The following is a 19,942-nucleotide window of genomic DNA, read 5'->3' on the forward strand; positions in this document are numbered from 1 at the left end:
ATTCCGCACTATTCATGGAGAATATTCCCTGACCACAGGATAAGCGTTAAGCCGGTCCGGAGGGTGTCCAGCCGGCAGGGGCAACCCTGCCCGGCTCCAGCCCGCGGGGCCGGTAATGGACAACCGCACCGGCGACTACCGCGTTATGGCAAGGTCAAGCGGGGCGGCGCCGGGTTTCAGCGTCTGCGGCTCCCGGCCGGAGCGGAACAACACCGCGTCGTAAGGCCCCGCCAGCCGCGTCTCGCCGTCGGCGACCGTCAGCCAGTCGCCCTCCGGCAGGCCGATCACGGTCATCTCCGGCCGGGCACGCAGCAGCTCGGCCAGACGCTGGTTGCGCGTTTCCCCCTGATGTCCGGCGGGCAACTGATTGGTATAGTGGGGATTGATCTGGTAGTCCACCAGTCCCAGGGACGCAAAACCGCCCGGATCGACGATCGGCATATCATTGGTGGTGCACAGCGTGGGGCAGGCCAGGTTGGCCCCGGCGCTCCAGCCGATATAGGCCGCGCCCTGGCGCACGCGCTCGGTGATGGCCCCCAGCAGCCCGCGCTCGCGGCAGCATTTCAGCAGATGAAAGGTATTGCCGCCGCCGACGATAATCGCCTCGGCGCGGGCCACCGCCGCCGCCGCGTCATCCAGCGTGTGTACGCTGGTCAGCTCGATGCCCAGCGGCGCCATGGCCTGGCGTACCTTGGCGGTATAATCGTCCCATGCGACGGTGACGCCGGCAAAAGGTACAAACAGCGCCTTGCGGCGGTTCTTTAACAGCGCGCGCATCGGATCGACGGCATGGGCCAGATAGCCGTGGCCGGGCAGCACCGAATTACTCAGTAACAGCAGTTCCATACATCCACTCCTTAATGAATTACCATGGCGGCTTTGCCGGTCGCGGCGCCATGGCTTCCATGGCTACAGTAGGGCGGCCAGCAGGCGGGCCAACAGGGCGTTCGATAATATCACCGGCAGGCCGGTGGCTTCACGCACTATCCGGCGATGCTGTTCGGTATAGCCCATGCAGTCCATGACAATCACGTCCGCGGCCTGGGTCTTCAGCGCCAGGGCGGCGGCGGTCAACTGCTGCGGCGTACTGTTGTACGGCGACGCGGCGGCATACACCGGCGGACGCGCCAGGGCGCGCCATTTTGCGCCTTCGCTCGCCATCTGCTCGGGCAACGGCACCAGGATGCCGGCCTGGCGCCCGTTCGTCAGCGCCGTTACCACCGGCGGCACCAGCAAATCGGGTTCCAGCAGCCAGGCCTGCCCACAGCCCAGACCGTGGAATTCACCGGTGCATAACAGCGCGATGGTGCGGCAGCCCACATGTTCAAGTTCATTGAGTTTTGCCTGGACCGCCTCGCGAACCGCGCTTTTACCCAGGATCACGGCGCTGCCGTCCAGCAGCCGGGTCGTCAGCACCGCCTCGCCGGGCCGGACGGGAAAGCGCCGGGCGATAGTGGCGTGATCCAGGCCGTCGAGCACGCCCAGATGGATGCATTCCACCCCCGCGGGCAGGTGCTCGGTCAGGATAGGGGTAATATCGGCGCGCGGCGCCTGGCCGATGGTCAGGGTACCCAGTAAGGTTGCGGACATAACGACCTCGCTTATTGACGTTGCTGTAAATGGGCCAGGGAACCATACAGTTCCAACAGGCGGGCGTATTCGGCGCTATCGTAAAAACTGCAGGTGCCGCGGGTAAACTCCTTGGCGACTTCCACCACGAATTTGGCGGCGGCGGCGATATCGGTTTCCTGGCTGGCGCCGGTGCCGCAGCCGGGTACCGCGCTTTGCGCGCAAATGGCCACGCCCACCACCGGCGCCGCCGTAGCGATGGACGGCTGCAGGATACTGTTGAGATGGAAAACGCCGTTGCCGTAGGGAGTAATATCCTGCGTGGTAATGGGAAAGGTCACCGGCAGCCGTCCGCTGGTCATTTCCATAATGCGCAGCAGATCTTCCGCCACGCGCAGGATGTAGCCCTGTTTCACCGTGGGCGACAGGGCAAACCCATTATGGTTGATGATACGATTACCCTTGGTGGTGTCGATGGACAGCACCGCGTCCATTTCCGGCAGCACTTCCTGCGCGTTCATCTCTTCGGTTTCCACCGGCGAATCCATAAAATCCACCGGCTCATGCGGCCGGGTCGGCGCGTCGGGGCAAATATGGGTGGTGATGATCACATCGCCGGGCAGGCTATCGCCCTGGGTTTGCATATGCGCAAGCTTAACGGCGGCGGCGATGGCGGCTACGGCGCCGTCGGCGTCGGATACCAGGCCGATGCGGGTAGGGCGCGCGCCGATGCCGCCCAAACGCCCGACAATACCCAGCGTCGGGGCCGCGCCGCCGCCGCGTTTCCCCTGGGTGCCGGGGATAACGACTTTGACGAAATCGGTTTTGCCCTTGGGGCCGCTGATTTCGGTAATGCTGACCTGGGCCGCGGGATAGGCGGCCAGCAGTTGCGCCACCGTCTGCCCGCTGGCAAAGGCGGAGTCGAATGCTTCAAATACGTGCAGGGTCTGTAATAAAGTCATAAATATCTCTCAACGAAGGGTCAGGATAGCCCGGGTTGCAAAAACGCCATGGCCCGCGGATACCGCGTTATTTACCGCTCTTGCCGGCAAAAACCGAATTAAAGAAGCTGAACAGGGCATCGCCGGCAATCAGTCCGGCGGCAAAGACCTCCAGCTGATGACGGCGCTGCTCACCGCCAAGGCGCAGCACCACCAGGCGTATGGCGATACCGATCAATACCGCCCACCCGGCCAGCGGATTGGCAATCAGCAGGCCGGTGGCCAGCAGTACGCCCAACTGGCGCGAAGACCCGCCAATCCATTGGATCAGGGCGCCCGGCACCGCCCAGATCAGCAGTGATTTGGCAATGTCCGTGGACACGCCGGCCTGGATGGTGGCGGCATAAACTTTAGCCACCGGCGGCACCAGCCCCTTGGCGAAGTAGCCCTGGTAGCTGAGGTAGACCACCGGCATGGCGATAACAAAGGCGATCAGGGCGGCGAACAGCTGCTGGCGGCGTCCTTCCAGCTCAAAAGCGATATCGGCGTTATTGCCGCGCAGGATAAACCCGGCTTTCAGATCGTATCCCATATCGGCGAACGCCGGCCCGGTGGCCACCGAGAAACCGCACAGCATGACCAGCGCCACCGGCGGAAACCCAATCATGATGCCGATAATCAGGGTAATAAGCGCCACGGCAAAAGCCGGGAACCAGCCGGAATGCATGGCCGCCAGGCCGACGATCAGTTCATGGATAAACGCGGCGAAAGCGGCATAGACGATAAAGGCCAATAACATGCCCATCGGCATTGCGGTATACAGCCCGCCGCCCAGCGCAATCAGCGCGGCAATAAGGATATACCCTGCCGCGCCAAGCCCGAGGGAGCCGAGAATATGGCGGCGGTCGGCGTCCGCCGCGCTCAGCGTATCGGCAGTGGCGGTGGCACGATCGAGTTTCTTACCGCGGATCATGGCGATCACCTGGCACAGCGCCACCAATCCGGCGCCGATCATCATGCCGTGGGGAATATAGTTTTTATTAATATCGAACCCGGTTAACGGCAGGCTGTAGCCGCGGATCAGCAGGCCGACGCCGAACATCGACAACGCCCAGATATTACCGATAAACGCCGTGCCCAGCGCCGCCATGGGGAACTTAAACCAGGAACCGACGGCGCCTATCAGCAAGCCGGCGCCGAGAATGCCCGCCTGTTGCCCACCCTGATCGCCGGCCTTGATGGATTCCGCCGCGGCGACGCCCGGCGGCCAGGCGCCGGCGGCCGGAAATACCGTGGTGTTGAACATGCGGTAGAGCAGATAACCGTCCAGCAGCATGGCCAGCGAAACGCCGATAAACATCGGCAGCACGAGATCCGGCCGGCCGAAAATATAAGGAATGCCGATGGGCAGCAGCAAGCTGTTGGCCGCGCCGAAGGTGGCGGATGAAATGGCGCTTTGCGCCAGGTTCTGGATATGTATGGAGCGGAAACGTTTGAACAGCTGGAGCGGCACCCGGGCGATGATCATCGCCACCAGCGCGCCGATAATCGAGGTATTGGGCGTGACGCCAAGCGTAGTCAGCAGCTGGATGCCGATGACCGCGCCAAAGATGCTGAGCACCGTGAGAAACAGCAAGGTGCCCGGGTTAAAGCTGCTGGGATGCTGACGATGTGACATAAACCACTCCTGAAAAATAAAGCAAAATAACGGCGAAATGCGGCCACGGGATCCTGCGTCCGGCGGTTAGCGAAACCAGTAGGGGTCGCCGACCTTTTTGCCGATTTGCATCGCCGCCGCGCACAACAGCCGGGAAAGACGCTGGATTTCCGTGTCATCCGCCATCGAGGCCGGAAAGGTCAGGCAAAACGCCACGGTTTCGCCGCTGTGGGGGTCGCCCACAGCGCAGCTGACCGACGCCGCGCCGGCCACCGCTTCGTTAACCGCCGACGCCCAATGGCAGCGGCGCACGACCGCCAGCCGATCCATCAGCTGCGTGAAATGCATCGGCAGGTCGTTGGCGGGCGACAGCACGGCGCGGAACTGGGCGTTCAGCTGGGTATCCGGCAGCCGGGCCAGCAGCGCGCGGCCGGTGGAGGTGCCCCAGGCCGGCGAGCGGGATCCCGCGTTGCGGATCACCCGCAGCGCGTGCACGCCTGGGATAACGCGCAGTACCAGCACATCGTTGCCGTCAAGCACCGACAGGTAACCGGTATGCCCGGTTAATCCGCACAGTTCGCGCAGCGCCTGTTCGATAAGATCCGTTAATGAGGAATTGCGCCGCACCAGATGGGTCACTTCCAGCAGCATCAGCCCGGGCTGATAGGCGAGCGAGCTGGCGTCCCGGTCCAAAAAGCCCGCTTCGGCCAGTTGCTTGAGCACGCGGGAGGCGGTGCTTTTGGGGAATTGCAAATGTTCGACCAAATCGGTCACCGTCACGCCGCGTTTCAGGGTGCTCATCAGGCGCAAAATCGCGGCGGTACTGTTCAGTATGCTCATGCTTATCTCATAAAATGGAACTCGGTCCCGTTATATAAGATAAGCAAAGGGCGTGCCAGTAGCGTTGTAATTATATCTAATTGATAAATATTGGATTTTTTTAGAGGCCTGCTTCTTGGCGATATTCCATGTAAAAGTCTATGCACTAAATAGGTGCTTTTGCACCATCATGATGCACCGGCTCCCCGCTAAGCCGGGCATCGGCGCGGCGTGTCCAAGCGATGCCGCCGTCGCGCCACCCGCGGCAAAAATTAATTTGGCGCGGAAATGAATCAAAGGAATCATTTTGTCGCATCGTCTTCCCGACGGCGCCCTGCGCCAGCCGTACCTGCCGCCGCGAAAATGAATCAATTGAATCATTAGTAATCATTTTTGGCATACCTGTTGCAATCATGCTTATGACGATATGCATTAGGGACCCCTTTTATGGATCAGCTCACGCTCACTCAGGCTATTAATGCCCAGTACGAGTCCCTGCCGAAACAGGTGCGGCTGGCGGCCAGATTTGTCCTGGATCACCCGCAGGAAGTGGCGGTGATGTCCATGCGTGAACAGGCGCGGCTGGCGGGGATCCCGCCCTCCACCATGACACGGCTGGCCAAGCGCCTTGGACTCAAAGGGTATGACGATATCCGCGCTGTTTTTGTCAACGCGGTGCGCGCGAAAGGCTATGAATACGGCTCAAGGGTGCCGGCGCTGGTGGAAATGAAACAGAAGGTGGGCGAGTCTTCCCTGCTGCTGGAGCTGGCCAATACCACTGCCGGGCATATCCAGGCATCCTGCCGGGACGACAACCTTGCCGCCATGGTGCGCGCCGCCGCCATCCTAGCGCAGGCGCGGGATATTTATTGTCTTGGCCTGCGCTCGTCTTTCCCGGTGGCGTTTCATTTTTGCCATGTGGCGTCCTATTTCAAGGATAACGTCCATTTGGTGGAAGGGGCCGGGGAGAGCGGCGTCATGGCGCTGATGCGCACTCTCGGACCAAAAGACGCCCTGCTGGTCTCCTGCCTGTCGCCTTATTCGCGGCGCACGGTGGCCCTGACCCGCTACCTGTCCCAGCAAAAGGTGAAAATCGTCGCCATCAGCGATAACGCCAGCTCGCCGGTGGCGCGTCTGGCCGGTGAGACCATCCTGGTGAAAAAAAAGACCGCCTCTTTTTTCGACACCATAACGCCTGCCTTTATGGTGAGCGAATTACTGGTGGCGCTGATGGCCGCCACCTCGAAAGTGGATGTACGCGCCCTGGTCAGCGAGACCGAGGAAACGCTATGGGCAATGGGGGAGTGGTGGAGCGTGGATTGACCCGCCGCCGTTACCCACGTTTTTAGACAACCAGTACAGGACATGACTATGACCCGCTATAAACCGGAACTGACCACCGCGCCGAAACACGGCCATAAAAGCCTGCTGTATTCGGAAGTGGTTACCGACCTCAATACCCTGGAGTCGGTGGATATCGCCGTACTGGGTATCCCCTACGGTTCGCCTTACTCCATCGATGAGGTGACCAACGACCAGACCAATGCGCCCACCGCCGTGCGCCAGGCCACCGATCGCGCCGTGCGCAGCATCGAGCGCTATGATTTCGACATCGGCGGCCCGCTGATGGACAACCAGCCGATCCGGATGGTGGACTGCGGCGATATCGCCGGCGACGCGCGTGAACTGGGCGGCCATTATGACGCCGCCGAAGCGGTGGTGCGCAAAATCATTTCCCTGGGCGGCATGCCGCTGGTGATAGGCGGCGACCATGGCATACCCATTCCGGTATTGCGCGCGCTTGACACCCTGGGCCCCATTACCCTGGTCCATATCGATGCGCATCTGGACTGGCGCCAGGAGGTTAACGGCGTGACCGACGGTTACTCCAGCCCGATACGCCGCGCCTCGGAAATGGCGCATATCGGCGAAATTTTCCAGATCGGCCTGCGCGCCAACGGCTCGGCCCGCCAGGAGGAAGTGGACGCCGCGCTGGCGTATGGCGCGCATCTTATTACCGCCCACGAACTGCACGATGAGGGCGCGCAGTCGGTGCTCGATCGTATACCCGACGGCGGAAACTACTACATTACCCTCGATGCGGACGGTATCGATCCTACTATTATGCCTGCCGTCAACGGCCCGGCCCTGGGCGGCGTCACCTATTGCGAGGCGCGGAAAATCATCCACGGCCTGGTGAAAAAAGGGCGGGTGGTGGGCATGGATATCGTTGAGATCACGCCGAAAAAAGACCTTAACGGCATTACCGCCATTACCGCCTGCCGTTTTTTTGTCAACCTGATCGGCATGGCGGTGAGAGCGGGGTATTTCAGGAAATAACATCTAAGCCATTACTGCCGGCGCCGGCGCGGGTGCGGCGCCGGACCTGGTTCCTTTTTTCGTCTACACAGGATAATCGTTATGAAAAGACACTTCGTGATAGCGCTGCTGATGGGCGCGCTGGCCGCTTTTACACTGACGGCGGCCAACGCCGCTGATGTGCTCGATAACATCATGAGCCAGAAAACGCTGCGCGTGGCGGTGCCGGTGGATTACCCGCCCTATGGGTACGTAGGCGGCGATATGGCGCCGCAGGGGCTGGATATCGACGTGGCCAATCTGCTCGGGCAAAAGCTGGGCGCCAAGGTGATCCTGGTGCCGGTTACCGGACCGAACCGGGTGCCCTACCTGCAAACCGGTAAAGCGGACATGACCATCTCGTCGCTGGGCAAAACCGCCGAGCGGGCCAAGGTTATCGACTACAGCATCGCCTACGCGCCGTTTTTTGACGCGGTCTTCGGCGCCGACAAGACCCAGGCGGCCAATTTCGGCGAACTGGCCGGCAAAACCGTCGCCGTGACCCGCGGTTCAATGCAGGACGAAGAGCTAAGCCGGCTGGCGCCGGACGCGCAGGTAAAACGCTTTGAGGATAATAACAGCACCATCTCCGCTTTCCTGTCGGGCCAGACGCAGCTGGTGGCCATCGGCACCACGGTTGCCGCCGCGATGAAGCAAAAGCATCCGCAGTTGGACCTGCACCTGAAGGTAATTTTATCCAATTCGCCTTGTTACGTCGGGTTGCCAAAAGACCAACCCGCCCTGCTGGCCAAGGTCAACGAAATCCTGCGCGCCGCCAAGGCCGACGGCACCCTGGATAAGATTTCGCAAAAATGGCTGGGCGCCCCGGCGGGCGACCTGCCGGAATAAAACGGGATGCCGGCGCGCGGCATGACGATGACCACGGAGCGCGCACCGGCGCAGGGTCTGATGAACACCAGCGGACCCTGGCGGGCCCGGCTGGTTGACGACGCCAACAGGCCACGGCAGGAGCGGACATTATGACAACGACAGGTAATCCGATTTGGCCAGAGCGGGGTGATAAACCCGGCGGGGCGGCCGTAGAAGTTGCCGCGCCGGGCGACACCCGGCCGCTGGCGCAGTGGGTGGCGGCCCTGGTTCCCGGGGAGATTCCGCAAGCGGTGAGCCGGGTGGCGCTGCGCTGCCTGGTGGACACCCTGGGCGTGATGCTGGCGGGTTCGGTTACCCCCGTCGCCGGCCGCGCCCGGCGGTTAACGGCGCTGACCTCGGCCGACGGCCACGCGGCGGTGGCGGGCGCCTCCCGGCGTCTTGCGGCGCCGGCGGCGGCGTTTGCCAATGGCGTCGCCGCCCACGCCCTCGATTTTGACGATAACTGTTATGCCGGATTTGTCCATGGCTCGGCGGTGATCGTGCCGGCGGCGCTGGCGGTGGCGCAGGCGCGCCATGCCGACGGCGCGGCGTTGCTGACCGCGCTGGTGGCCGGGGCGGAGTGCCAGTACCGCGTCGGCATGGCCCTTGGCCGCACCCTTTACGATCGCGGCTGGTGGACCACCGGCCTGCTTGGGGGCATCGGCGCGTGCGCGGCGGCCGCCAAACTGCTGGCGCTGGATGTGGACGCCACCGCGCATGCGTTAGGATTGGCGATTGCCGGCGCCGGCGGCATGAAATGCGCGTTTGGCAGCGACGCCAAACCGCTGTTGGCGGGGCGCGCCGCCGAGGGCGGCGTGACGGCGGCGCTGCTGGCGCAACAGGGCGCGAACGGTCCCGCCGGCGCGCTGTCCCATGGCTACGGACTGGCGGCCCTGTGCAACAACGGCGAACTTGACGCCGGATGGCTGGCGCCGGGGGACGGACGCTGGTGCCTGCTGGCGCCGGGAGTGGATGTTAAACGCATCCCGGTCTGCCTCTCCTCACATGCGGCGGTGGACGGCGTGCTGGATCTGGCGAGTCGTTACCGGCTGGAACCGGACCAGATAGCCGGCATCGCCTGCGACGTGCCGCCGGTAGTCATGGCGAACCTGATCTACCCGCAGCCGCGCACCGCCCAGCAAGCGCAGTTTAGCCTGCCTTTCGCCATCGCGGCGTCGTTATTGTTCGGCGAACTGACCCTGGACCATCTGGACGACGGACTGATGACGGAAAAGACCCTCATTGATCTAATGAGCCGGGTGAGCATGACCAGCGGCGCGCGCTGGGCCGACCCTGCGCTGTTCACCGACGCCCCGGAAGGCGCGGACGTGACGATAACCCTGCGCGACGGCGCTAAATTGCAGTGTTTTGTCGCCAAGGCCGCCGGCAGCGCCGCCCGCCCGCTGGAAGACCGGGCCCTGGGCGATAAATTTCTGCGCTGCGCCGCCCGCTGCCTGGCGCCGCAGGCGGCCGGACAACTGCTGGCGAGCCTGTGGCGGCTGCCCGTTATGACTGACGTGGCGACGCTGGTGCTGGCGGAACCGACACCAAAGGAGCATGGGTAATGGTTTTTGATTTTTCCCCGATTCTGCAGCAATGGCCGCTATTGCTTGGCGGTACGCTGGTCACCCTGGCCATGACGCTTGTGTCCACGCTGCTTGGACTGCTGCTTGGCATCGCCTGCGGCTGGGCGCGGGCCCACGGCGGCGTTTGGCTGCGTTTCGCGGTGGGGTGCTATGTCGAACTGGTGCGCAATACGCCCTATATCGTGCAGCTGTTTTTTATCTTTTTCGGCCTGCCCGCCCTGGGATTGCATATGTCGGCCGTGACCGCAAGCGTACTGTCGCTGGTGCTGAACCTCGGCGCCTACGCGGCCGAGATCACCCGCGCCGGCATTGAGGCCACGGCGCGCAGCCAGGTCGAAGCCGCCCAGAGCCTGGCGCTGGACCGCTGGCAGATTTTTACCCGCGTGGTGCTGCCGCCCGCGCTGTCGCGCGTCTGGCCGTCACTGATAAGCCAGGTGATTATCATCATGCTGGGATCGGCGGTTTGCAGCCAGATATCCACCGAGGAACTGTCGTTCAGCGCCAACCTGATCGCCAGTCGCTCTTTCCGCAATTTCGAAGCCTTTATCGTCGCCGCGGTGATTTACCTGGCGCTGGCGGTGATGGTGCGCCAGTTCCTCGGCTGGCTGGGGCCGCGGTTTATCTTCGGACCGTCGCTTGGGAAAAAATCATGAGTGATTTCTCTTTATGGGACATATACCGCAACCTGCTGCTGGCGCTGCGCTGGACCGTCGGCCTGTCGGCCATCGCGTTTGCCGGCGGCGGCATCGTCGGCGCCATCCTGTTGGTGTTCAGGCTGTCGCACCGGCGCTGGCTGCAGGTGCTGGTGATCCTCTATGTCAATCTGTTCCAGGGCACGCCTTTGCTGCTGCAACTGTTTTTGACCTATTTCGGCCTGGCGCTGCTGGGCGTCGACACCTCGCCGCTGTTCGCCGCCAGCCTGTGCCTGACCTTGTATGCCAGCGCCTATCTTGCCGAAATCTGGCGCGGCAGCGTGGAGAGTATTCCCCGCCAGCAATGGGAGGCATCCGCCAGCCTGGCGTTAACCTTTGGCGAACAACTGCGCTACGTCATCCTGCCCCAGGCGCTGCGGGTAGCGGTGGCGCCGACGGTGGGGTTTTTGGTCCAGGCGGTGAAGGCCACCGCCCTGGCGTCGGTGATAGGCTTCGTCGAGCTGACCCGCTCGGGACAAATTATTTCCAACGCCACCTTTGCCCCGTTCCTGGTCTACGGCAGCGTCGCGGCGCTTTATTTTATCCTGTGCTTTCCGCTGTCTTGGTGGAGCCGGCATTTAGAAAAACAACTCATCCAGGGAGCCGACGGACATGACTGATAGTACTCCTGCGGACACCGCCTTCGCGGTGGTCGATATTCGCGGCCTGCACAAGCGGTTTGGCGACAATGAGGTGCTCAAGGGCATTGATTTACAGATTAAACGCCAGGAAGTGGTCTGCATCCTGGGCAAGAGCGGCTCGGGTAAAAGCACGCTGCTGCGCTGCATCAACGGCCTGGAAAACTTTGAGGAGGGCGAACTGACGGTGGACGGACAGGCCATCCGGCAGCATGACGCGGCCGCCATGCGCGAGCTGCGCCAAAACGTCGGCATGATTTTCCAGAGCTTTAACCTGTTTCCGCACCTGACGGTGGGTAAAAACGTCATGCTGGCGCCGACGCTGGTGAAAAAAATGCCGCGCGAACAGGCGGAGCGCACGGCGCGCGTTTTGCTAAAACGCGTCGGCCTGGAAGAGAAATTCGCCACCTGGCCCGGCAATCTTTCCGGCGGCCAGCAGCAGCGGGTGGCGATTGCGCGCTCGCTGGCGATGAACCCCGAGGTGCTGCTGTGCGACGAAATCACCTCCGCCCTCGACCCCGAACTGGTGGGCGAAGTGCTGCAGGTGATCGAAGGGCTCGCCGCCGACGGCATGACCATCATCATGGTCACCCACGAAATGGGCTTTGCGCGCAAGGTCGCCGATCGCATCGTGTTTATGCACCAGGGGCGCGTCCATGAAATGGGGACCCCAGAGGACATTTTCGATCATCCGCGCACCGCGGAGTTAAAACAGTTCCTGGCGTGAAACGCCGGGCGAATGCCGTACCCGGCCGGGGGCTTTCCGGCCACAAACCTAAAATCGCAACAATGGAGAACGCATCATGAGTCACACCCGTATCCGCCCCTTCAATACCAAGAAAACCTATCCCGAGCAGAATCTGGATAACGATTTGTGCCAGGCCGTGGTGGCCGGCAATATGGTATTCCTGCGCGGCCAGATAGGCCAGGACCTGGATACCCGCGAATCGGTGGGCAAGGGTGATGTGGCCGCGCAAACCGAGCAGGCCATGTACAATATCAACATGCTGCTGGAAGAAGCGGGCAGCAAGCTTGAGGATATCTGTAAGATTACGGTCTATCTGACCGATGTGCGCTACCGCGAGACGGTCTACAACATTATGGGCCGCTGGCTGAAAGGCGTGTTCCCGGTATCCACCGGGCTGATGATCACCTCGCTGGCGCGCCCGGAGTGGTGGGTGGAGATCGATGTTATCGCCGTAAAATCATAACCTGCCCCGCGGCCTGGCCGGTTGCCGCGCAGCAAAAGGCGGGGCGCCCCGTCATCATAAGTACGCCGCGCGCGGGGTAGAACGCCTTGATAGCAGCGGCGTTAACGCCGGCCCGAGGCCGTGAAACCAAAGGAGCCGTAATTGAGCGATGTCATAGAACTGCTGTCGACGCTGGTGGGTTATCCGACGCTAAGCCGCCGCTCCAACCTGGCGCTGATTGATTTTGTCGAATCCTATCTTGCCGGTTACGGTATTGCCAGCCGCCGGGTTTACAGCGCCGACGGCGAGCGCGCCAATCTGTACGCCACTATCGGCCCCGTTGATCGGGGCGGTATCTGCCTGTCCGGCCATTCGGACGTGGTGCCGGCGCAGGGTCAGCCATGGAGCAGCGATCCCTTTGTCCTTACCCGGCGCGGCCAGCGTCTGTATGGCCGGGGCAGCGCCGATATGAAGGGCTACCTGGCCTGCGTACTGGCGATGGTGCCCCGCTTTATCCAGGCCGCCCGGGCCGCCGATGCCAGGCCGGTGCATATCGCCATCAGCTATGACGAGGAGATCGGCTGCGTCGGGGTGCGCGGGTTGCTTGCCGAGCTGGCGCGCGATCGGGCACGGCCCACCGGGTGTATTATCGGCGAGCCGACCCTGATGCGCGTCGCCACCGCCCATAAGGGGAAAAGCGCCTGGCGCTGCACGGTGCAGGGGCAGGCGGCGCACTCCTCGCAAAATCATCTGGGCGTGAATGCCATTGACTACGCCGCCGAACTGGTTCTGTTCCTGCGCAACCAGGGACGGCTGTGGCGCGACGGCGATACCGACGCCCGCTACGAACCGCCCTGGTCAACGGTACAGGTGGGCACCATCCACGGCGGCAGCGCGGTCAACGTGGTGCCCGATCGGTGCGAGTTCGATTTTGAAATCCGCCCGCTGCCGCACACCCGCCACCACCTGCTGGCAAACGCGTTGGATAACGTGGCCCGGGAGCTGCTGCCCGCGATGCGCGAGGTGGCTGAAGGCGCGGATATCCGGCTGGAGCTACAGTCGGAATATCCCGGGCTGCGCGACGACGGTTCCACCGATGAGCTCAAACAACGCTGTGCCGGCGCGCTGGAACAGGCGTCTTTTGACTCGCTGTCATTCGGCACCGAGGCGGGACTGTTCCAGCAGGCGGGTATTCCGACGGTGGTGTGCGGACCGGGGTCCATCGCCCAGGCGCATAAAGCCGATGAATATGTCACCCTCGAACAGCTGGAACTTTGTCAGGCGTTCCTGGGCAAGGTGGTGGGCTGCTAAGCAGGCAGCGGGAGAGCGGCTATTGCGCCTTGATCTGAGACATTAATTAGGCTGTGCGCGGCGCGGCGATAAACAGGCATTGCCGCGCCGGCGCCGTCACACCAGGGCCACGGCCCGGATGGGCGAGGCCGAACCCCCCTTGATGCGCAGTGGCAGGGCGAGGAATAAAAAGGTCTGCGGCAGGGCGTCAAGATTGGCCAGGTTTTCGATAATCAAGGCGCCGGCGCCCAGCACGATGTGATGGGAGGGATAATCGGCGTTGGTATAGGCATCCAACGACATGGCGTCCGTGCCAATGGCGTTGACGCCTTTATCGATCAGATAGCGGGCGCCGTCGGCGGACAGTCCGGGCCAATCGGCGATAAACGCCTGGTGGTGCGGTCTGTTGCGCCATTTTTTATCATAGCCGGTGCGAAATATCACGATATCCCCGGCGTTGATAGCGCCGTTCTGCGCCTCCCAGGCCGTGATCGCGGACAGGGCGATTTCCTGGCTCGCCTGCAGAAAAGAAACATCAATCTTGATGCCCCGGCCGATTAACCGCCGTGCCGCCACAGTCTCGATGGTGGCGCCGCCGGCGATAAAATGGGCGGGCGCATCCACATGGGTGCCGCAATGATCGCCCATATGCAGCAGGGTATTATAATTGCCATCGCCGCCGGCGATGGTCTCCTCGCTGCTTGTATGGAATTTGGGATGGGTCGGCCAGACCGGCATCAATTCTTCATAGAGATGGTTCAGCTCGATAATATCTTTCTTCAGCAACAGCTCGGCCAGTTCAGTATTCATATCACATTTTCCTCACGTTGACCGTTTCTTTGATCAGGAACAGCGGGATACAGGAGAGGGCCAGCACGCCGACGATCACCATATAATGCACGTCGAAGCCAAAGTGATGGATAATCCATCCGGCCGTCGGCGCCACCAGGATGCCCGCGATGCCCACCGCCAGGCCGATCATCAAACCCATGCTCGAGGCCGCCGCCTGGGGCGCCGAATCGATCAGCAGCGCGTAGGCCACCGGATAGGGGGAATTGCGAAACAGCCCCCAGAAAATCAGGATGATCCAGCCGACGGTGGCGGAGGTAATAAACATGCACAGCGCCGCCGCCAGGATCCATCCCAGGATAATGACGCACAGTGAAATCCTGCGGCCTTTGATATCGGAATAACCGCCCCACAAAATTTGCCCAATCCAGCCGGTAATGCCGGAGGCGCCGGAAATAATCGCCGCGGTGGAGAGGTCCAGCCCCACCTCACGCGTCAGCTGCAGTGTAAGGAAATTGGCGATGCCCATCTCCGCCCAGGTAAAACCGAAAATCAGGGCGATGGCCAGCAGGCAGTTGCGGTTCTTCAGGCAGGAAAAGGATTCCTTCAGGGTATGCCTGAGGTTGCTGGGCCGGCTTTGCCGGTGGTCCTCAATCGGCACCGTCAGGTTATTGTCTTTGATCCAGGTATAGACCTTATCCTGGTTTTTTCGCGTGCCGACAAAAAACTGCAGCACGACGATGCTCAGGCCAATCAGCGGGATAAACAGGAAGGCCTGCCGCCAGGTGCCGAAGGCCAGGATCAGCGCAATCAGCGCCGGCCCGATAAACTGCCCGAGCGGGAAGCCGGTATGATGCACGCCGATGGCGAACCCGCGGTTTTCCTTGTGCCACCACTCACCGAGCAGGGCGACGTTGATGGGCTCGGAGCCGCCGGTGCCCATGCCCATCATCACCCGCAGGAACTGGAAGGCGCCGAGGGTTTTGCAAAAGGCGGTGGCGACGCCGGCGACCACTTCGAACAATACCGCCACGGTCCAGCTATAGCAACGTTTGTAGCCGGTGCCGATATAATCGGAAAATATCCCGAAAATCACCGCGCCCAGCAGCGTGCCGATAAAACTCAGGGAATTCAGCCAGCCGGCCTGCATTTCGCTAAGATTGAAATCCTTCATGATAGCCGGCAGCAGCGTGGGCAAGATGATCCGGTCGATGGAGTTCATCAGGATGGCCAGGGTGGTAATGACCAGCATCCACCAGGATATCGGATGCGCCTTCGGCAGGAACCGGCGAAAACCGCCGCCGTTATCGGGTTGCTGCCCGGAGGGGGACTGATGACCGCCGGGGGCGGTGGTATCGCTGTCTTGATGGTGCATTCTGAATTTTCCTCACGATGATTTTTATTATATTGCAGGGTCAAACTTAACTTCGGGGACTGCGGTGACTGCCTGGGACGTTTTGGGTTATGCAAAAAACGGGGACTCTCACTATAGGCAGAACAGAAATAAATATTGTGTCAACGACGATACGTAATAAGCCGCGAACCCGCCCGCGCGGGTTCGCGTGCCGGTGCGATGTTATCCGCCGCGGGATAGCCGCGCGCGTTCAGGCGCGATAACGGCCGGGGCGCAACGCCCCGGCCGGCGTTGCCGGCAGAAAACTTGGGCCGGTCAGCCCGCCGTGGGCCACTGCGCCACGGTTTCGCGGGCGCCGTGGGTCAGCAGCGTTTGATAGGCCTGCTGCACCCGTGCGATAAACCGCGGGTTGGCGGGTAAATCATCGCCGAATACCGCCTGCAGGGAGAGCAGGGCATGCACCCGTTCCGCGCCTTGTTCGCTTTGCGCTACCAGGCCTTGTAGCTGGTCAAGCAGCGGATCGCTGACCTCGATGGGCTGGCCCTGCTCATCGACGCCGCCGACAAACCGCATCCAGCCGGCAACGCCCAGCGCCAGGTAGTCAAAGCTGTCGCCCTGGCGCAAATGCCAGCGAATCGCATCCAGCCAGCGCTGCGGCAGTTTTTGCGTGCCGTCCATGGCGATCTGCCAGGTGCGGTGTTTCAGGGCGGTATTACGGTAGCGCGCTATCAGGGAATCGGCGTAGGCCGCGAGATCCACATCCACGGTGCGCAGCGTCGGCGCCTGCTCGTTTATCATCAGCTTCCTGGCCGCCGCGACGTAGTGCGGATCCTGCATGCAGTCGCTGATGTGCTGGTAACCGGCCAGGTAGCCCAGGTAAGCCAGGAAGGAGTGGCTGCCGTTAAGCATGCGCAGCTTCATTTCCTCGTAGGGCAGGACATCTTTGACCAGCTCCGCGCCGACCTTTTCCCAGGCGGGGCGGCCCTGGACAAAATTATCCTCGATAACCCACTGGCAAAAAGGCTCGCAGGCCACGCCGGCCGGGTCGTTGACGCCCAGCAGCTGTTGTATTTTCGCCAGGGTTTCATCCGTTACCGCCGGCACGATGCGATCTACCATGGTGGACGGAAAGGTGGCGTTGCCCTCAATCCAGCGGGCAAGGCCGTCATCCTCCAGCGCGGCCAGTTCAAGCACCACATTGCGCGTGACATGGCCGTTCTCCGGCATGTTGTCGCACGACATGACGCTAAACGCCGGTAAGCCGCGCTGCCGGCGCAGCTTGAGCGCGGCGACGATCACGCCGGCCACCGACTGCGGCTCATCCGGGTGGGCAAGGTCATGCTGGATAAGCGGATGCTGCTGGTTGAGCTTGCCGCTGGCGGGGTGGTGGCAGTAACCTTTCTCGGTGACGGTAATGGAGACGATGGCGATGTCCGGGTGCGCCATGGCGTCAAGTATGGCCTGGATGCCGTCGACGCTTTGGTGCATGGCGCGTTTTACCGTGCCCACCACGCGGCAGCTCCAGCCCGTGTCGGCCATTTCCGAAACCGAATACAGCAGATCCTGGCGCTGGATATCGGCTATCTGCTTCTCGCCGCCAATCAGGTTCACCTCGCAATAGCCCCAGTCGCTGCCATGCTCCGCCGCCAGCCGGTCGGCGTATACCCCTTGGTGCGCGCGATGGAACGCGCCGAATCCGAGATGGACGATACGTGTCTTGATGCGGTCGCGATCGTATTTCGGCGTGCTGACGCCCTCGGCCACGGGACTTGTTGCTGATAATGTCATCATAATCATAGGCTCGGTGTTGAAATGAAAAAGGGACAGCGCGGCGATGGCCGGGGGCCATCGCCTGGATCACCACATCAGAATTTCAAGATGACCTTGCAGCAATGGCGCTGATCTTTCTCGAATATCGTCAATGCGGCTTCCACTTCCGCTGCGTCCATATAATGGGTAATCAATTTGGCCACATCGATCTTGCCCTGCACCATCCACTCGATAACCTGGGGAAAACGGTGGCTGTTCAGGCGCGAGGTGAAAATAGAGATTTCCTTACTGGTGATGCTCTGCTGCGTCACGCTGCTCGCCTCGCCGGAAAATCCCAGCAGGCCGATGCGCGCCGCCGGCGAGGCGAGATTGACCGCCTCCTGCAGGATGGCGGGGTGGCAGGCGGCATCAATCACCAGCGTCGGCCGGATGCCCTGTTGCGCCAGCGCGTCCTGCAAGGACAGGCCGGTATTGTTGATCACCTGGTCGGCGCCGCTGTCCAGCGCCATCTCAAGACGTTCCGCGATGCGGTCGGCGACGATTACCCGGCTGACACCATACACCCCTTTCAGCACCTGTACAGCGGTCAGGCCCATCGGTCCGGCGCCATACACCAGCGCCACGTCGCGCGGTGTGGGCTGCAAAAAGGCGGTAATATTGGCGGCGATGGTAAACGGCTCCACCATGCTGGCCACCTGGTCCGGTATTTCCGCCGGGATGACGTAGGCATTTTCAGCCGGCGCGCAGGCGTACTCGCTAAAGCCGCCGTCGCGGTGCACGCCGATAACCGACAGTTCGGTACACACATTCGGCCGTCCCACCGAGCAGGGATAGCAATGGCCGCAGCTGACGACCGGATCGACCGCCACCCGTTCGCCGATACGGCCCGCGTCCACGCCCGCGCCCACCGCGTCGATTTCGCCGAAAAACTCATGGCCGATAACCCGGGGATATTTGGCGAAAGGGTTGTGTCCATGGTAAATGTGCACATCGGAGCCGCAGATGCCGGCATATTTTACCCGCACGCGCACTTCACCGGCGGCGGGTTGCGGGATCGCGCGCTGCTGGATCGCCAGTTTGCCGGGTTGTTCGATAACTACGCTGTTCATCGCCGCTTCTCCTGTTACCAGTTCCACAAGGTGCCGTCTTCCAGACGCGCCACCGGTAAATGGGCCGGTTCATAGGGGTATTTCGCCGCCAGTTTTTCATCGAATTCGATGCCCAGCCCCGGCTTGTCGCCCGGATGCATATAACCGTCGTCAAACGTCCAGTTATGCGGGAACACTTCCAGCATCTGTTCGCTATACCCCATATATTCCTGTACGCCGAAGTTAGGCACCCACAGGTCAAAATGCAGCGCCGCCGCCATGCAGACCGGCGAAAGGTCGGACGGGCCGTGCGAGCCGGTGCGCACCTGGTAAAGCGAGGCGAAATCCGCAATCCGGCGCATGCCGGTAATGCCGCCCGCATGGGTAATGGTGGTGCGGATATAGTCGATCAGCTGCTCTTCGATAAGCTGTTTACAATCCCAGATACTGTTGAAGACTTCGCCCACCGCAATCGGCGTCACGGTGTGCTGGCGGATCAGGCGGAAACTGGACTGGTTCTCCGCCGGCGTGGGATCTTCCATCCAGAACAGGCGGTAGGGCTCGACGCTTTTACCGAAGCGGGCGGCTTCGATGGGCGTCAGGCGATGGTGCATATCGTGCAGCAGGTGTTCATTAAAGCCGAATTTCTCACGCACCGCCGCGAACAGCTGCGGGGTAAAATCGAGGTATTTTTCCGTCGACCACAGCTGCTCTTCCGGCCAGCTGCCCTTGGTGGCCGGCTCGTAGGCCAGGCCTTTGCCCTTGGCCATGCCGTAGGTGGTTTTCATGCCGGGCACGCCGCACTGCACGCGAATGGCCTTGAAGCCCATTTCCTGATGTTTGGCGTAATCGTCCAGCACTTCGTCTATAGTATGGCCGGTGGTATGGCAGTACACCATGACGCCGGTTCGCGACGCGCCGCCCAACAGCTGGTATAGCGGCATATTCGCGGCCTTGGCCTTAATGTCCCACAGCGCCATATCCACGGCGGAAATGGCGGACATGGTCACCGGCCCGCGCCGCCAGTAGGCGCCTTTATAAAAGAATTGCCAGATATCCTCGATTTGATGGGCGTCGCGGCCGATCAACTGCGGACAGACATGGTCCTTAAGATAGGAGGCTACCGGCAGTTCGCGGCCATTAAGCGTGGCGTCGCCCAGCCCCGTGAGGCCGTCGTCGGTGGTGATTTTCAACGTCACAAAATTTCTGCCGGGGCAGGTGACAAAGACTTCCGCTTTTACAATTTTCATCAATATGACCCTTAGCAACAAACAGGTTGACCACTAATCAATGCATACTACCATACAAGTTACGTTAAGGTATTTTTGCTA

Annotated in this window: 20 protein-coding genes; 9 read left to right on the plus strand and 11 right to left on the minus strand. The window is 61.7% G+C overall.

Going from position 1 to position 19,942, the window contains the following annotated elements; translation table 11 throughout:
• Nucleotides 1-135: 135 nt before the first annotated feature.
• The 6 genes from pepE to ACL2XM_RS07420 form a co-directional block, all read right to left on the minus strand.
• On the minus strand, nucleotides 136-846 hold the full coding sequence (gene pepE / locus ACL2XM_RS07395; RefSeq protein WP_413732654.1) for a dipeptidase PepE: 711 nt from the start codon (nucleotides 844-846) through the stop codon (nucleotides 136-138).
• Nucleotides 847-909: 63 nt separating this feature from the next.
• Nucleotides 910-1,590 carry an AroM family protein gene (locus tag ACL2XM_RS07400; protein WP_413723034.1) on the minus strand — a complete coding sequence of 227 codons (681 nt, stop codon included), beginning with the start codon at nucleotides 1,588-1,590 and terminating at the stop codon, nucleotides 910-912.
• A gap of 11 nt (nucleotides 1,591-1,601) precedes the next feature.
• Nucleotides 1,602-2,531: a DUF1177 domain-containing protein gene (locus ACL2XM_RS07405; RefSeq protein ID WP_410014693.1), complete on the minus strand. Its 930-nt coding sequence runs from the start codon at nucleotides 2,529-2,531 to the stop codon at nucleotides 1,602-1,604.
• Between the two features lie 67 nt (nucleotides 2,532-2,598).
• The gene (locus ACL2XM_RS07410; RefSeq protein ID WP_413732655.1) at nucleotides 2,599-4,188 is read right to left on the minus strand and encodes an OPT/YSL family transporter; all 1,590 of its coding nucleotides are present in this window, start codon (nucleotides 4,186-4,188) and stop codon (nucleotides 2,599-2,601) included.
• 66 nt (nucleotides 4,189-4,254) lie between these two features.
• Nucleotides 4,255-5,007 carry an IclR family transcriptional regulator gene (locus ACL2XM_RS07415; RefSeq protein ID WP_410014695.1) on the minus strand — a complete coding sequence of 251 codons (753 nt, stop codon included), beginning with the start codon at nucleotides 5,005-5,007 and terminating at the stop codon, nucleotides 4,255-4,257.
• A 145-nt stretch (nucleotides 5,008-5,152) separates the two neighbouring features.
• A complete protein-coding gene (locus ACL2XM_RS07420; RefSeq protein WP_413732657.1) occupies nucleotides 5,153-5,419 on the minus strand; it encodes a hypothetical protein in 267 nt (88 codons plus the stop codon).
• A 14-nt stretch (nucleotides 5,420-5,433) separates the two neighbouring features.
• On the opposite strand from ACL2XM_RS07420, the gene ACL2XM_RS07425 reads away from it, so the two are divergent.
• From ACL2XM_RS07425 to argE, 9 genes are all read left to right on the plus strand, one after another.
• On the plus strand, nucleotides 5,434-6,309 hold the full coding sequence (locus ACL2XM_RS07425) for a MurR/RpiR family transcriptional regulator (RefSeq protein ID WP_410014697.1): 876 nt from the start codon (nucleotides 5,434-5,436) through the stop codon (nucleotides 6,307-6,309).
• Between the two features lie 48 nt (nucleotides 6,310-6,357).
• The gene (locus ACL2XM_RS07430; protein WP_410014698.1) at nucleotides 6,358-7,326 is read left to right on the plus strand and encodes an agmatinase; all 969 of its coding nucleotides are present in this window, start codon (nucleotides 6,358-6,360) and stop codon (nucleotides 7,324-7,326) included.
• 81 nt (nucleotides 7,327-7,407) lie between these two features.
• On the plus strand, nucleotides 7,408-8,193 hold the full coding sequence (locus tag ACL2XM_RS07435) for a transporter substrate-binding domain-containing protein (protein ID WP_410014699.1): 786 nt from the start codon (nucleotides 7,408-7,410) through the stop codon (nucleotides 8,191-8,193).
• 131 nt (nucleotides 8,194-8,324) lie between these two features.
• Complete coding sequence (locus tag ACL2XM_RS07440) at nucleotides 8,325-9,779, plus strand: MmgE/PrpD family protein (protein ID WP_413732659.1); 1,455 nt, start codon at nucleotides 8,325-8,327, stop codon at nucleotides 9,777-9,779.
• Nucleotides 9,779-10,453, plus strand: coding sequence for an amino acid ABC transporter permease (locus ACL2XM_RS07445; protein WP_410014701.1), 675 nt, complete (start codon nucleotides 9,779-9,781; stop codon nucleotides 10,451-10,453). Before ACL2XM_RS07440 ends, ACL2XM_RS07445 begins: the two co-directional genes overlap by 1 nt.
• On the plus strand, nucleotides 10,450-11,112 hold the full coding sequence (locus tag ACL2XM_RS07450; RefSeq protein WP_413732661.1) for an amino acid ABC transporter permease: 663 nt from the start codon (nucleotides 10,450-10,452) through the stop codon (nucleotides 11,110-11,112). Before ACL2XM_RS07445 ends, ACL2XM_RS07450 begins: the two co-directional genes overlap by 4 nt.
• Entirely contained in the window at nucleotides 11,105-11,857 is a 753-nt protein-coding gene (locus tag ACL2XM_RS07455) for an amino acid ABC transporter ATP-binding protein (RefSeq protein WP_413732662.1), read from the plus strand. The genes ACL2XM_RS07450 and ACL2XM_RS07455 overlap by 8 nt, the downstream gene beginning before the upstream one ends.
• Before the next feature lie 73 nt (nucleotides 11,858-11,930).
• Nucleotides 11,931-12,341, plus strand: coding sequence for a RidA family protein (locus ACL2XM_RS07460; RefSeq protein WP_410016801.1), 411 nt, complete (start codon nucleotides 11,931-11,933; stop codon nucleotides 12,339-12,341).
• 141 nt (nucleotides 12,342-12,482) lie between these two features.
• A complete protein-coding gene (gene argE / locus ACL2XM_RS07465) occupies nucleotides 12,483-13,631 on the plus strand; it encodes an acetylornithine deacetylase (protein WP_413730303.1) in 1,149 nt (382 codons plus the stop codon).
• A 96-nt stretch (nucleotides 13,632-13,727) separates the two neighbouring features.
• On the opposite strand, the gene ACL2XM_RS07470 is transcribed toward argE, so the two are convergent.
• The 5 genes from ACL2XM_RS07470 to manD form a co-directional block, all read right to left on the minus strand.
• Complete coding sequence (locus tag ACL2XM_RS07470) at nucleotides 13,728-14,420, minus strand: cyclase family protein (RefSeq protein ID WP_413723028.1); 693 nt, start codon at nucleotides 14,418-14,420, stop codon at nucleotides 13,728-13,730.
• A 1-nt stretch (nucleotide 14,421) separates the two neighbouring features.
• On the minus strand, nucleotides 14,422-15,774 hold the full coding sequence (locus ACL2XM_RS07475) for an MFS transporter (protein ID WP_410014706.1): 1,353 nt from the start codon (nucleotides 15,772-15,774) through the stop codon (nucleotides 14,422-14,424).
• A gap of 294 nt (nucleotides 15,775-16,068) precedes the next feature.
• On the minus strand, nucleotides 16,069-17,541 hold the full coding sequence (locus tag ACL2XM_RS07480) for a mannitol dehydrogenase family protein (RefSeq protein ID WP_413733205.1): 1,473 nt from the start codon (nucleotides 17,539-17,541) through the stop codon (nucleotides 16,069-16,071).
• Between the two features lie 77 nt (nucleotides 17,542-17,618).
• Nucleotides 17,619-18,632, minus strand: coding sequence for a Zn-dependent oxidoreductase (locus ACL2XM_RS07485; protein WP_410014707.1), 1,014 nt, complete (start codon nucleotides 18,630-18,632; stop codon nucleotides 17,619-17,621).
• A 14-nt stretch (nucleotides 18,633-18,646) separates the two neighbouring features.
• The gene (manD, locus tag ACL2XM_RS07490; protein ID WP_331123072.1) at nucleotides 18,647-19,861 is read right to left on the minus strand and encodes a D-mannonate dehydratase ManD; all 1,215 of its coding nucleotides are present in this window, start codon (nucleotides 19,859-19,861) and stop codon (nucleotides 18,647-18,649) included.
• Between the last annotated feature and the right edge of the window lie 81 nt (nucleotides 19,862-19,942).

Source organism: Sodalis sp. RH20 (assembly GCF_047324205.1).
Classification (GTDB): domain Bacteria; phylum Pseudomonadota; class Gammaproteobacteria; order Enterobacterales; family Enterobacteriaceae; genus Acerihabitans.

Bases quoted from the DNA above. Each gene is read 5' to 3' on its own strand.
- pepE (WP_413732654.1), bottom strand. From the start codon at position 846: ATGGAACTGCTGTTACTGAGTAATTCGGTGCTGCCCGGCCACGGCTAT.
- ACL2XM_RS07400 (WP_413723034.1), bottom strand. From the start codon at position 1,590: ATGTCCGCAACCTTACTGGGTACCCTGACCATCGGCCAGGCGCCGCGC.
- ACL2XM_RS07405 (WP_410014693.1), bottom strand. From the start codon at position 2,531: ATGACTTTATTACAGACCCTGCACGTATTTGAAGCATTCGACTCCGCC.
- ACL2XM_RS07410 (WP_413732655.1), bottom strand. From the start codon at position 4,188: ATGTCACATCGTCAGCATCCCAGCAGCTTTAACCCGGGCACCTTGCTG.
- ACL2XM_RS07415 (WP_410014695.1), bottom strand. From the start codon at position 5,007: ATGAGCATACTGAACAGTACCGCCGCGATTTTGCGCCTGATGAGCACC.
- ACL2XM_RS07420 (WP_413732657.1), bottom strand. From the start codon at position 5,419: ATGCATATCGTCATAAGCATGATTGCAACAGGTATGCCAAAAATGATT.
- ACL2XM_RS07425 (WP_410014697.1), top strand. From the start codon at position 5,434: ATGGATCAGCTCACGCTCACTCAGGCTATTAATGCCCAGTACGAGTCC.
- ACL2XM_RS07430 (WP_410014698.1), top strand. From the start codon at position 6,358: ATGACCCGCTATAAACCGGAACTGACCACCGCGCCGAAACACGGCCAT.
- ACL2XM_RS07435 (WP_410014699.1), top strand. From the start codon at position 7,408: ATGAAAAGACACTTCGTGATAGCGCTGCTGATGGGCGCGCTGGCCGCT.
- ACL2XM_RS07440 (WP_413732659.1), top strand. From the start codon at position 8,325: ATGACAACGACAGGTAATCCGATTTGGCCAGAGCGGGGTGATAAACCC.
- ACL2XM_RS07445 (WP_410014701.1), top strand. From the start codon at position 9,779: ATGGTTTTTGATTTTTCCCCGATTCTGCAGCAATGGCCGCTATTGCTT.
- ACL2XM_RS07450 (WP_413732661.1), top strand. From the start codon at position 10,450: ATGAGTGATTTCTCTTTATGGGACATATACCGCAACCTGCTGCTGGCG.
- ACL2XM_RS07455 (WP_413732662.1), top strand. From the start codon at position 11,105: ATGACTGATAGTACTCCTGCGGACACCGCCTTCGCGGTGGTCGATATT.
- ACL2XM_RS07470 (WP_413723028.1), bottom strand. From the start codon at position 14,420: ATGAATACTGAACTGGCCGAGCTGTTGCTGAAGAAAGATATTATCGAG.
- ACL2XM_RS07475 (WP_410014706.1), bottom strand. From the start codon at position 15,774: ATGCACCATCAAGACAGCGATACCACCGCCCCCGGCGGTCATCAGTCC.
- ACL2XM_RS07480 (WP_413733205.1), bottom strand. From the start codon at position 17,541: ATGACATTATCAGCAACAAGTCCCGTGGCCGAGGGCGTCAGCACGCCG.
- ACL2XM_RS07485 (WP_410014707.1), bottom strand. From the start codon at position 18,632: ATGAACAGCGTAGTTATCGAACAACCCGGCAAACTGGCGATCCAGCAG.
- manD (WP_331123072.1), bottom strand. From the start codon at position 19,861: ATGAAAATTGTAAAAGCGGAAGTCTTTGTCACCTGCCCCGGCAGAAAT.